Source organism: Staphylococcus pseudintermedius (assembly GCF_001792775.2).
Taxonomy (GTDB): Bacteria; Bacillota; Bacilli; order Staphylococcales; family Staphylococcaceae; genus Staphylococcus; species Staphylococcus pseudintermedius.
Map to the genome: position 1 here is coordinate 1 of NZ_MLGE02000009.1, position 13,142 is coordinate 13,142.

Genomic DNA, 13,142 nt, shown 5'->3' on the forward strand with positions numbered 1-13,142 from the left:
ACTCTACAAGTGGGGATTAATACCATTAGCCCAGCTTGCAGAGTTGGCTTACGCAAGATATTGAACCGCCGAGTACGGAACCGTACGCTCGGTGGTGTGAGAGGACGAGTAGTCAATTAATGACTATTCTCCTACTCGATTCTTATAGATTGCGCGCTTTATAACCTAACATATTAATTAAATCTTTAGGGTGTGCAAATGGAGGCGCATAAGCAACTTCAAATTCTGTCAATTCGTCAATTGTTGCTTGATGCATTAATGCCATAGTCAAGACGTCAATACGCTTATCAACATCTTTTTGTCCCACTGCGGCTGCTCTTAAAATGCGGCGTGTCTCTTTGTCAAAGTATGCTCTTAAATGGACTTTACTGTTGCCAGGGTAATAACCAGCGTGTGTATAAAGGTTGACTTCCACCATTTGATAATCAAAGTTTTTTAATTCTTGAGGTGAGATTCCTGTACTTGCTAAGGTGTAATCGAAAAATTTAACAATATTGGCACCGACGTAACCTTTAAATGTCACTTCTGGATGACCTGCTATTTGTTCAGCGATGATACTTGCACCGCGATGTGCACCCCAAGCGAGTGGTACGTGTGCAGGGAGGTCAACGTGACGATAAAAGCTTGTGACAATATCACCAACCGCATAAATGTTTGGAATATTCGTTTCAAATTTGTCATTGACTGGGATATAGCCCTTTGCATCAAGTTGAATACCAGAATTTTGAATGAACTCTGAGTTAGGGCGAACACCCACGCCAGCAATGATTAAATCATAGTCTTCAACAGCACCTGAGGTAAATGTCACTGTATGCCCATCAATAGACTTGATTTCTTCGTTTAAACGGTATGGAATATTGTACTGGTTCAACGCATCAAAAATGACACTGTTCATGTCTTGATCCATCAGTTTATTCACTGCTTCAGAACGGTGAATGAGTGTTGGATGCAGACCGCGATGATGCATATTTTCTACCATTTCCAAGCTGACGTACCCAGCACCGACAATTAAAACAGTTTTCACATTGTACTGACGGATATATGTATCAATCTGGTCAGTATCATCCATATTTCGTAACGTGAAAAGATGTGGGACATCGAAATTAAGTTGACTTGCACGTGCACCAGGACTCAATACTAAAGCATCATAAGCGTCTTCAAATGTTTCACCTGTAAAATGGTTTTTGACTGTCACTGTCTGTTTTTTATCATCGATTTTGAGCACTTCATGTTTTACTTTCACGTCAATGTCTTTATAAGCTTTAAACTTTTCTGGATTTGTCGATAAAATATCGTCTCTTTCTTCGATGACATTTCCAAGGTAATAAGGTAAACCACAGTTCGCAAAGCTCATAAAACTATCTTTTTCATACACTGTAATACGGCTGTCTTTGTCTAAACGTCGAATTTGGCTTGCACTTGTTGCGCCACCAGCTACTGCACCGACGACAATAATATGCTTCTTCATGTTAATATCTCCTTTTTCTATCTCTTATTTTTATTTATCTTTAGGCATATTTAAATTAAAGAAACGATTCAAATAAATCCCGATACCGTCTTCATTATTAGATAATGTTGTTTCTTTTGCGACATGTTTCAGTTCATCGATGGCATTTCCCATTGCAATACCATGAGTCGCATACTTAATCATTTCTAAATCATTATCTTCATCACCAAATGCAATAATATGGTCATGCTCGATTTGGAGACAGTCTTTCACGATATCAATTCCGACTGCTTTACTGATGCCCTTTTTGACAATTTCAATGACAGGGAAAGGGGCGCCCCAACGACGATGTTCAATATTTTCAGCATAGAAGCGTGTCAACACTTGTTTCACACGTGGAATCATGGCTTCTTCTGCTTCAATTAATAGTGAAGTCGGATCTTCATTTAAGTTTTCGCGAAGATCGCCCACTTTTGTTACAGGATTGCCCATGGTAAAGCCTTCAAAAAGACGAGGGTCAGGTTGGTCTAAAAAGACACAATCTTTCACTTCAGCAATCATATTTTTGACTTTCATATTTTTCAAAGTTTCAATAATGCTCGTTGCAAGTCCTTCATCTAAACGATGGTGTTGAACTGGGAATGTCTCATCATAAGGGTGATGAACAAATGCGCCATTAAAGTTAACGATAGGCGTATCCAATCCAAGCTCGTTGTAGTAACGTTGACTTGCACGATAAGGGCGGCCTGTTGCAATGATGATGGCATGCCCTTGTTGTTGTAGTGCTTTTAACACACGAAATGTATATTCTGGAATTTCTTTTTCATCATTTAAAAGTGTTCCATCTAAATCCAAACAAATTAAATGTTGTTTCATTCATACTCTCCTTAATACCAAGTTTCAGTGTATTCATATCATAGCATTTTATTGTGGAAAAGTGGGGATTTTGTTATATTGTTACTAGTGAAATTGAAAATGAGGTGATACGGATGGAAGAGGCACTTAAAGATAGTATTTTAGGCGCGCTTGAAAATGTCATTGACCCTGAATTAGGGATTGATATTGTCAACTTAGGTCTTGTATATAAAGTTGATTTAGATGATGATGGTTTATGTACTGTAGAAATGACACTCACTTCAATCGGTTGTCCATTAGGGCCGCAGATTGTTGACCAAGTTAAAACAGTATTAGCAGAACTTCCAGAGATTCAAGATACCGAAGTGAACATCGTTTGGAATCCACCATGGAACAAAGACATGATGTCACGTTATGCTAAAATTGCGTTAGGTATCAGCTAATATTTTGAAGTAGTTAAAGGGGCTTTCTCAATTGTGAATGCAATTTTGAAGGTCTTTTTATTTACCTATGGGGAGCATACCAACTTACTGCACTCTCCCATGACACCTTGAAGTGACAGCTTAATAGCATCATTGGAAGTGTAGCTATAACGATGTAAAAAAATTTTAGACACGTAATAAAACGCTTACATGAATTTTGCGAATATAATTGCACGAATGAAAACAAAAGTATACAATATATAATCAATACATTAAATTTGGAAAGAATGATGTTTGTGTGGAATTTTAATCAACGAGACAGAAAACCTATCAACCCGCGATACATGCCTGGGTTAGACGGTGTTAGAGCGGTTGCAGTTATCGCAATCATTATCTATCATCTCAATCCCCAATGGTTGTCGGGTGGCTTTCTAGGGGTAGATACATTTTTTGTAATTTCTGGTTATTTAATTACGAGTTTGTTATTAACAGAGTATCATAATACAGGAAAAATTAAATTGATGTCATTTTGGCTAAGACGTGTGAAACGACTGATTCCTGCAGTGCTCTTTTTAGTCATGGGTGTCATTGTGCTGAGCTTAATTTTCATGCCTACGGAAATTCAAAAAGTACGTGCGGATAGTATTGCGGCAATATTTTATGTGTCGAATTGGTGGTACATCATGCAAAATGTCGATTACTTTGAACAATTTGCAGTACAACCATTAAAACATTTATGGTCATTAGCAATAGAAGAGCAATTTTATCTCGTGTTTCCGATTGTGTTACTCAGTTTGTTAAGCTTTATACGTCGTCTGAAATCAATACGCATCATATTTTTAATTTTACTCGTCATCTCCATGATCGCGATGATGGTGTTATATGTACCGAACGAAAATGTTGCACGTGTTTATTTTGGTACTGATACACGGATACAAACATTATTGATGGGGGTATTGCTTGCACTGGTTTGGCCACCATTTCAATTAAAAGCAAAAGTGAACCGTCAAATGCGCACGATGATCGATACTGCGGGTGTCGTCGGCTTGGCGATTTTGTTCATTTGTTTCAAGTTCGTATCTGAGACGAATAGTATCCTGTATTACGGTGGATTTTTTCTCATTTCAACGGTCACATTATTAGTTATCGCGAGCAGTGTGCATCCTTCAGGGTATTTTGCGAAGTTTTTAGGTAACAAAGTTTTTACTTTTATTGGTAGTCGTTCATATAGTTTGTATTTATGGCATTATCCGATTATTGTGTTAATTCACCATCAGTTCGTGCAAGGCCAAATTCCACCTTTAGTTTATGTCGTTGAAATTTTATTAATGGTGCTCATGGCGGAATTTTCTTATAAATTTATCGAACAGCCATTTAGAAAAGAAGGCTTTAACATTTTTGCCTTTAATCATTTGAAAAATTGGCGTTCACAAAAAGTTTTACGGACATGGTTAGTGATTATTTTACTCATTCCAACGTTACTCGTGATGGTGGGGGGCTTTAACCGTTTCGCCCAAAAAAATAGTACGCGAGTGACAGAAGTAAATACCGAAGAAATTGATAAATTGATTACCCAGCCACTGCCGTTACCGCAACTTAAAATTGATGGCTTTGTCGTGAAAGGGAATAAGCAAAAATATGCATCATGGAAGCCGTTATTAATTGGTGATTCCGTGATGGTAGACATTGGCGATGACTTTAGATCATTTGTACCTAAAGCAGACATTAACGGTAAAGTGGGACGTCAATTGGTCGAAGCCACTTCTCTTGCTAAACGACAATATCAAAGCTATCGTGATAAAAATGACATTGTCGTCCTTGAATTAGGGACAAATGGTGATTTTACAGAAGAACAGTTGAACAGTTTGCTCGAACAATTTGGCGAGGCCGATATTTATCTTGTCAATACGCGCGTTCCACGTTCTTATGAGTCACATGTGAATCAAGTGTTAGCGAAAGCCGCGAAAAAACGAGCGAATGTGACGTTAGTTGATTGGTATAGCCGTTCTGAAAACCATACAGAATATTTTGCGCCGGATGGTATTCATTTGCAGCCACCAGGTGTACGCGCATTAACGAACAGCATTATTCAAGCGATTGAAAAAAATCACGGTACGAAGAAAAAGAATAAGTAAGAAAATAATTGGGGAATAAGTCATTAAGATTACCCAGTCTCTCTCCTATGATTTGTCAAAGGTGTGTGAATTAAAATTGACATCACTAAACTCAATCGTCCAATGTTTACTTTTTTGAATCAAGTGTTAGGATGTATTCGATTATATGGTTTCGTTAGTGTGATGCTTTCTAATAATCATATCATTTATCATTGACTAATAAATAGTGAATGATTTTTAATAAGCAATGGATATTTGCTATTACGGCAGTCTTGTGGGCTTTCTCATTAGGCTGCTCTTTTAATTTAGAATAATTACCTACAATATGACTTTGATAATGATCTCTACCATAAGATTGCGAGGCCATGATGGCAGTCTAAAACTATTAATCATAAGGAAGGCAAGTTCAACAAAAATATTTCATCAATAGCATCCAAAACTTTGATGTCCTTATTTTTAATGATTGAAAAAGCTGTATGGGGTTAAATATATGGGGGAGTATTTAAAAATAGTCAAAAAAAGTCAAAGCTATCGATTGATTTTTAGTGAATGTGGACTTATAATAGAATTAAGGTCAAAGAAAGTCAAAGTCAATTCGACCTATTCCAATAAAGGAGTGAGACATTTTGGACATTAATCAAATGACACATGCGATTCAAAATGCACTTCAAAAAGCAATTGAACATGCGAAAACGTACAAATTAACAAATGTAGAAGTAGAGGCTGTATTAAAAGCAGTTCTTGAAGCACCAGAAAGCTTATTTCAAAGTATTTTAGAACGTGCAAACATTGATACGCATGCTTTAAATCAAGCCTATGAGGACAAGCTAAAAAATTATCCAACAGTGAAAGGTGACAACGTCCAATACGGGCAATATATGTCGCCTCAAATGAACAATTTATTCGTTAAAGCTGAAAATTACATGCAAGAATATGATGATCAATATATTTCGATGGAACATGTTTTACGTGCGGCCATCGATGTTGATGAAACGACGAAACGATATGTTGACGGTAAAAAAGAGGTCATCATTGAAATCATTAAAAAGATAAGAGGAGGGAATCATGTGACTACACAAAACCCTGAAGTAAACTACGAAGCATTAGCAAAATATGGTCGTGACCTCGTTGAAGAAGTGCGTAAAGGTAACATGGACCCTGTCATTGGTCGTGATGAAGAAATACGTAATACGATTCGTATTTTAAGTCGAAAAACGAAAAACAACCCTGTACTTATTGGTGAACCCGGTGTTGGTAAAACGGCGATTGTTGAAGGATTGGCACAACGTATCGTGAAAAGAGATGTGCCGGATTCATTGCTTGATAAGACTGTGTTTGAATTAGACTTGAGTGCGCTCGTTGCAGGTGCGAAATACCGTGGTGAATTTGAAGAACGACTCAAAGCGGTATTAAAAGAAGTGAAAGAATCAGAAGGCCGTATTTTACTCTTCATAGATGAAATTCATATGTTGGTCGGTGCAGGTAAAACGGACGGTGCGATGGATGCCGGCAATATGCTGAAACCGATGTTAGCTAGAGGTGAACTTCACTGTATTGGTGCGACAACATTAAATGAGTATCGTGAATACATCGAAAAAGATTCTGCGTTAGAGCGTCGTTTTCAAAAAGTTGCGGTTGCAGAACCGACTGTTGAAGATACGATTTCTATTTTAAGAGGTTTGAAAGAACGTTATGAAGTCCATCATGGTGTGCGTATTCAAGACCGCGCACTCGTTGCGGCAGCGGAATTGTCAGATCGCTATATTACAGATCGGTTCTTACCGGATAAAGCGATTGATTTAGTGGACCAAGCTTCAGCAACGATTCGAACAGAAATGGGTTCAAACCCAACTGAACTCGACCAAGCGAATCGTCGTGTGATGCAGTTAGAAATTGAAGAAAATGCATTGAAAAAAGAGTCCGATAAAGCAAGCCGTATTCGTTTGAAAGAATTGCAAGAAGAATTAGCTGAAGAAAAAGAAAAACAAGCAGCACTGCAAGCACGTGTGGAAAATGAAAAAGAAAAAATTGCAAAAGTGCAAGAAAAACGTGCAGAACTTGATGAAAGTCGTAAAGCATTAGAAGACGCAGAAAACAACTATGACCTTGAAAAAGCAGCAATTCTTCAACACGGTAAAATTCCAGAATTAGAAAAAGAACTAAAAGCGTTAGAAGCGGCATTCCAAGAAGAAAAAGGTACAGACTCAGACCGCATTATTCGTGAAGTCGTGACAGACGAAGAAATCGGTGAAATCGTCAGTCAGTGGACAGGTATTCCTGTGTCAAAATTGGTCGAAACTGAACGTGAAAAATTATTACACTTATCCGATATTTTACATGAGCGTGTTGTAGGCCAAGATCGTGCGGTAGATTTAGTAGCAGATGCGGTTGTACGGGCGAGAGCAGGAATTAAAGACCCGAACCGTCCTATTGGTTCATTCCTATTTTTAGGGCCAACAGGGGTCGGTAAAACAGAATTAGCCAAATCATTAGCGTCATCATTGTTTGATTCTGAAAAACATATGATTCGCATAGATATGAGTGAATATATGGAAAAACACGCAGTCTCTCGTCTAATAGGAGCGCCTCCAGGTTATGTGGGTCACGATGAAGGTGGTCAATTAACAGAAGCAGTGAGACGCAATCCTTATTCAGTCATTTTGTTAGACGAAGTAGAAAAAGCACATACAGATGTCTTTAACGTATTACTGCAAATTTTAGACGAAGGTCGCTTAACAGATTCAAAAGGGCGTAGCGTTGATTTCAAAAACACAATTATCATCATGACAAGTAATATTGGTTCACAAATTTTACTTGAAAATGTGAAAGATAGTGGCAAGATTGATGACGCAACAGAAAAAGCAGTCATGAACAGTTTGAATGCATACTTCAAACCTGAAATTTTAAACCGTATGGACGATATCGTATTATTCAAACCATTAACTGTCGACGATATGCAAATGATTGTTGACAAAATCTTAATTAATTTGAATATCCGCTTAATGGATCAACGTATTACGTTAGAAATTTCGGATGAAGCGGCGAAATGGATGGGTGAAACAGCTTACGAACCCCAATTTGGTGCACGTCCACTTAAACGTTTCGTGCAGCGACATGTCGAAACACCACTTGCACGTATGATGATTAAAGAAAACTTACCAGAAGGCACAATCGTACGTGGTGATTTGAAAGATGGCGACATTCATTTTGAAGTTGAAAAGCCTCAGCGTACACAGCATGAAAACTAATGTAATAAAATGAAAATGGATTGTAATATTTGATTTGTATTCCCGCCCCAATTCTCATTTAAAATGAATTTAAGGGCGGGAATTTTTGATATCAAAGCCAAATACTGTGATGTTATTCTAAAAATTCGTCATGTACTGTGCCGTTTCAAAGTCGTCGTATCTTATTTGAAAATAAACCTTTATTTTTTGATCTAGAAATATTATTATCCATATAACCAAAATTTTGAAGCGTAATAACTTCTTCTTATCGCAATAAATATAAAAAACTTAATAGAAATATTGAGGTTTATTAAAAAAAGTTTTAATATAGATGTGTGAATAACGTATTAGTCTAATTCGCAAATTATACATAGAAAAGGTGAATCATTTGAATAAGTGGTCAAAAACAACAGCAGCACTTTTAGCACTCGGTATTGTTTCTTCTAGTGTATCTACTGTGACATATGCGTCAGGCGATGAAGCAGTTAAAACTGAGCAAGCAGAGAAAAGTAAGACAGCAGTAAAAGATCAAACAGCTCAAATGTTAGGCCAACAAAACATCATGAGTGTTGCTTGGTATCAAAACTCAGCAGAAGCAAAAGCATTATATGCACAAGGCTATAACACAGCAAAAGAAACATTAAGTAAGAAAATTAAAAACCATCATGGTGGTAAAAAGTTAGCAATCGTTCTTGATATTGATGAGACCGTTCTTGATAATTCTCCATATCAAGCCATGAGTGCATTAAAAGGTAAAGCTTTTCCAGAAGGTTGGCATGAATGGGTTCAATCTGCACAAGCTAAACCTGTTTATGGGGCTAAGTCGTTTTTACAATATGCAGACCGCCACGATGTTGAAATTTTTTATGTTTCAGACCGTTCGCATGAAAAGGACTTAGACGCGACAATTAAAAATTTAAGAAATGAAAAGTTACCACAAGCTGACAAGAAGCATGTGTTATTGAAAAAAGAAGGAGAAAAAGGGAAAGCTGAACGCCGTGATAAAGTACGTACAGATTACAATTTAGTGATGTTATTTGGCGACAACTTACTTGACTTTGATGAGCCTAAACAACCGACAGCGAAATCACGTGAAGCTTTAGTTAAGCAACATGAAGATGATTTCGGTAGCAAGTACATCATTTTCCCTAACCCAATGTATGGTAGCTGGGAAGCGACATTATACGACAATAACTACGGTTTAGAAAACAATAAAAAAATTCAAAGTCGTGAACAGTCATTACGTTACTTTGATGCGAAAACAAATAAAGTAAAATCATATGAAATGAAGTAAATTTTACCAAAATCTAAAAAACTGATGAGGCATGATTGAAGTCTCGTCAGTTTTTTACATATGGGCAAGCGCTTTGAAATACGTAAAAAGGCTAGAAATTGAACAAAACTTCTGTTCAACATCCAACCTTTTCAACATTGCATACTATGTCAAATCTCATTCGTTTCTTGTGATTGTTTGGGTGGTGTCGTTGCAACATCTAACAATGCAAGTGCAATCACCATAATGACAGCGACAAACAGTGGTGTCACAACATTGAGTGGACCGCCACCACTCAAGCTATTTAAAACGAAATTAATCATTTCTACAAGTAAAATAGCCCAAATCAATGTGATGAAGTATTTCATTGTATATTGCCTCCATTTAATTGATAATTCTATTATAGTATGCTTCAGATGTTTTGTATACCATCCCTAGCATGTCACTTGTCTTTTTTTGTGACAATATGTTAAATTAATACCTGGTATTAAAAAACTTAAAAGAAGGTGTTCAAACCATGAATGTAGGTATTAAAGGATTTGGCGCATATGCCCCAGATCGTGTTATCGATAATGCATATTTTGAATCATACCTAGATACATCTGACGAATGGATTTCACAAATGACTGGGATTAAAGAACGTAGATGGGCAGATGAGAACCAAGATACATCTGATTTAGCGTATGAGGCAAGTATTCGTGCGATTGAAGATGCAGGTATCGATGCACAAGACATAGACATGGTTATTGTTGCAACATCTACTGGAGATCATCGTTTTCCAACAGTGGCAAATATGTTACAACAGCGACTAGGACTTGGTAAAGTTGCATCTATGGATCAATTAGCCGCATGTTCTGGATTTATGTATGGTATCATTACAGCGCGTTCATTTGTATTATCAGGTGAATATCAAAATGTGCTCGTAGTGGGTGCAGATAAACTTTCAAAAATTACAGATTTAAATGACCGTTCAACTGCTATTTTGTTTGGAGACGGTGCCGGTGCAGTGATTATTGGCGAAGTATCTGAAAATCGTGGTATTCTGAGCTATGAGTTAGGTTCAGATGGTGTGGGTGGCAAATACCTTTACCAAGATCAAGAAACAAACTTTATTCGTATGAATGGCCGCGAAGTTTTCAAATTTGCGGTACGTGTGATGGGTGAATCGTCACAACGTGCAGTTGAAAAAGCGAATTTAGGTCCAGATGATATTAATATGTTTATTCCACATCAAGCAAATATTCGTATTATGGAGTCAGCACGTCAACGATTAAATTTACCAAAAGAAAAAATGAGCGTCTCAGTAGATAAATATGGTAACACATCAGCGGCTTCTATCCCGCTCAGTGTCAAACAAGAATTGGAAAATGGAAGCATCAAAGACGATGATGTTGTTGTATTTGTAGGCTTCGGTGGAGGACTGACTTGGGGCTCAATCGTCATCAGATGGGGTAAATAAATAGAGGAGGAAATGAATATGACAAAAAAACAGCGTGTTGTAGTGACAGGTCTTGGTGGCTTATCACCAATCGGAAATGATGTCCCGACAATGTGGGAAAATGCATTAAATGGTGTGAATGGTATCGATAAAATTACAAGAATCGATACAGAACCTTATCAAGTGCACATTGGTGGAGAACTGAAAGATTTTAATGTAGAAGACTTTATTCCTAAAAAAGAAGCACGTAAAATGGCGCGTTTTACACAATATGCCGTTGTAGCATCACGTGAAGCATTAACAGATTCAGGACTTACCATTGACGAAACGAATGCGAATCGTGTCGGTGTTTGGATCGGTTCAGGCATCGGGGGTATGGAAACATTTGAACAAGCATATGATCAATTGAAAGCGAAAGGACCACGTCGCGTTAGTCCTTTCTTCGTACCGATGTTAATTCCAGACATGGCATCAGGACAAGTGTCAATCGATACAGGTGCGAAAGGGCCAAACGGTGCAACAGTTACAGCATGTGCGACCGCAACGAACTCTATTGGTGAAGCATTTAAAATTATCGAACGTGGCGATGCAGACGTGATGATTGCAGGGGGAACAGAAGCCCCAATCACACATATGTCTATTGCAGGATTCAGTGCGAGCCGTGCATTAACAACAAACGGTGATACCGAAACAGCATGTCGTCCATTCCAAGAAGGTCGTGACGGCTTTGTGATGGGTGAAGGTGCAGGGATTTTAATTTTAGAATCATTAGCATCTGCACAAGCACGTGGCGCGAAAATTTATGCTGAGCTTGTCGGCTACGGTGCAACAGGTGATGCGTATCATATTACTGCGCCAGGTCCAGAAGGTGAAGGGGGTTCTCGTGCAATGGAAGCTGCGATTAAAGATGCAGGTATCCAACCGAGCGACATCCAGTACCTCAATGCTCACGGTACAAGTACACCAGTAGGCGACTTATCTGAAATTCAAGCGGTTAAAAACACGTTTGGTGAAGCAGCGTATAACCTCAAAATTAGTTCTACAAAATCAATGACGGGTCACTTATTAGGTGCAACAGGCGGTGTCGAAGCGATTTTCTCTATTTTATCTATCCGTGATAGTAAAATCGCACCGACTATCCATGCAAATTCACCAGATCCAGAAATTGACTTAGATATTACACCAAATGTTGCGGTAGATCACGACATCGAATATGCGATGAGCAACAGTTTAGGTTTTGGTGGACACAATGCAGTACTCATTTTCAAGAAATTTAGTGAATAGATTGATGGAACTTAGCGATGATACTCTCTATGATGATAGAAGGTGTCATCGCTTTATTCATGTATATAACTTTTCAAAAAAGACGAGGTCATTTCAAAATTGCCTCGTCTTTTTGGGCTATACCATGATTAAAGTTATTTTTATTTCTTTGAATAGTTATACAGCAATGTTTGCATTAGAAGTACATTTGGATGGTTACATGAGGGCCTACTTTGAAAATGAAATAGTAATAAATCACTATATAATAGTAGAAAGTCATCACAAACATTCCGCCTATCAATAATCACGACGTTGTAGTTGTACTGGTGAAAACCTCTCAAAACAGTACGTGTCGCTAGATTTCTATTGACTAAATAAATACTTTGAACTTGTATGATAAGGATAACGACACAGTGGTAAAGCGTCACAGTGACATTTCAGAATTATCAGACTTCATATACATGCTAAAGAAACATTTTTGTATAACACATACACATTTTTAAATTAAATATGCAATGATTATCGCTAATAAAAAGTAAACGAGCTGCATGATTAAAGCAGGTTTAATCCACGGTGATACAAAATGATGTGCTTTTTTAGGTGCTTTTGGATTAAAAAATTCATCATCTTCTAAACGTGAGCGATTTTTTTTACGCATCATTTGGTAGCGGAACTTTCTGAAACCATAGCTTGTTACATCGAGTATCCCTTCTTGCACGATTAATAGTGTGAACAATAAAATGCCTACTAAAATAGATATAGTAAAAAAGATGTTCACTAATTGTGTAAAAGTGTGTGTCGAAAAGAGCCAAATGATAAGGCTTGCGACAGGTGTGAATAAGATATAGATTAACGCATTGTTGTTTAAGTATTTCATCGTTTCAGTCCTTTTTTGTATTTACTCCCATATTGTAACGGAAATAGTCCATTTTGACATCTTATTCTTAGTTCATTAAAAATTGATATCCTGTCTAAAGAGTAGGTATAAAGCTAAAATTTCTAAAACTTTGTTGAGTTAAATCAAAATGTTATTGATTAAATTTTATGAAAAGTCTATAATGGCATTAATATTTCTGAAAATTTAGAAGGGAATGTTAATTAGC

10 protein-coding genes and 1 pseudogene are annotated in these 13,142 nt (G+C 37.3%); 6 read left to right on the forward strand and 5 right to left on the reverse strand.

Features of this window, described 5'->3' with window-relative positions; translation table 11 throughout:
• Positions 1–142: 142 nt before the first annotated feature.
• Positions 143–1,468 carry a CoA-disulfide reductase gene (locus tag BJK46_RS07525; protein ID WP_014614391.1) on the reverse strand — a complete coding sequence of 442 codons (1,326 nt, stop codon included), beginning with the start codon at positions 1,466–1,468 and terminating at the stop codon, positions 143–145.
• A 30-nt stretch (positions 1,469–1,498) separates the two neighbouring features.
• Positions 1,499–2,323 (reverse strand): Cof-type HAD-IIB family hydrolase, encoded by an 825-nt coding sequence (locus BJK46_RS07530; RefSeq protein ID WP_014614390.1) that lies wholly within the window; start codon positions 2,321–2,323, stop codon positions 1,499–1,501.
• A 113-nt stretch (positions 2,324–2,436) separates the two neighbouring features.
• Between BJK46_RS07530 and BJK46_RS07535 the strand changes: the two genes are divergently transcribed.
• Together BJK46_RS07535 and BJK46_RS07540 are read left to right on the forward strand one after the other, a co-directional pair.
• Entirely contained in the window at positions 2,437–2,745 is a 309-nt protein-coding gene (locus tag BJK46_RS07535; RefSeq protein WP_014614389.1) for a metal-sulfur cluster assembly factor, read from the forward strand.
• A 269-nt stretch (positions 2,746–3,014) separates the two neighbouring features.
• A complete protein-coding gene (locus tag BJK46_RS07540) occupies positions 3,015–4,859 on the forward strand; it encodes an acyltransferase family protein (protein WP_103263468.1) in 1,845 nt (614 codons plus the stop codon).
• A 181-nt stretch (positions 4,860–5,040) separates the two neighbouring features.
• On the opposite strand, the pseudogene BJK46_RS12445 reads toward BJK46_RS07540, so the two are convergent.
• Positions 5,041–5,187 (reverse strand): annotated as a pseudogene (locus BJK46_RS12445) (IS110 family transposase); the annotation flags it as partial.
• 277 nt (positions 5,188–5,464) lie between these two features.
• On the opposite strand from BJK46_RS12445, the gene clpB reads away from it, so the two are divergent.
• Together clpB and BJK46_RS07555 are read left to right on the forward strand one after the other, a co-directional pair.
• Positions 5,465–8,086 carry an ATP-dependent chaperone ClpB gene (gene clpB, locus BJK46_RS07550; protein ID WP_014614386.1) on the forward strand — a complete coding sequence of 874 codons (2,622 nt, stop codon included), beginning with the start codon at positions 5,465–5,467 and terminating at the stop codon, positions 8,084–8,086.
• 367 nt (positions 8,087–8,453) lie between these two features.
• On the forward strand, positions 8,454–9,359 hold the full coding sequence (locus BJK46_RS07555; protein ID WP_014614385.1) for a 5'-nucleotidase, lipoprotein e(P4) family: 906 nt from the start codon (positions 8,454–8,456) through the stop codon (positions 9,357–9,359).
• A gap of 149 nt (positions 9,360–9,508) precedes the next feature.
• Here BJK46_RS07555 and BJK46_RS07560 read toward each other — a convergent pair whose 3' ends face one another.
• Positions 9,509–9,706: a DUF2929 family protein gene (locus tag BJK46_RS07560; protein ID WP_014614384.1), complete on the reverse strand. Its 198-nt coding sequence runs from the start codon at positions 9,704–9,706 to the stop codon at positions 9,509–9,511.
• 149 nt (positions 9,707–9,855) lie between these two features.
• Between BJK46_RS07560 and BJK46_RS07565 the strand changes: the two genes are divergently transcribed.
• Both BJK46_RS07565 and fabF read left to right on the forward strand, forming a co-directional pair.
• Complete coding sequence (locus tag BJK46_RS07565) at positions 9,856–10,797, forward strand: beta-ketoacyl-ACP synthase III (RefSeq protein WP_014614383.1); 942 nt, start codon at positions 9,856–9,858, stop codon at positions 10,795–10,797.
• Positions 10,798–10,815: 18 nt separating this feature from the next.
• Positions 10,816–12,060: a beta-ketoacyl-ACP synthase II gene (fabF, locus tag BJK46_RS07570; protein WP_103263469.1), complete on the forward strand. Its 1,245-nt coding sequence runs from the start codon at positions 10,816–10,818 to the stop codon at positions 12,058–12,060.
• Between the two features lie 478 nt (positions 12,061–12,538).
• On the opposite strand, the gene BJK46_RS07575 is transcribed toward fabF, so the two are convergent.
• A complete protein-coding gene (locus tag BJK46_RS07575; RefSeq protein ID WP_063284617.1) occupies positions 12,539–12,916 on the reverse strand; it encodes a DUF3899 domain-containing protein in 378 nt (125 codons plus the stop codon).
• Positions 12,917–13,142: the final 226 nt, after the last annotated feature.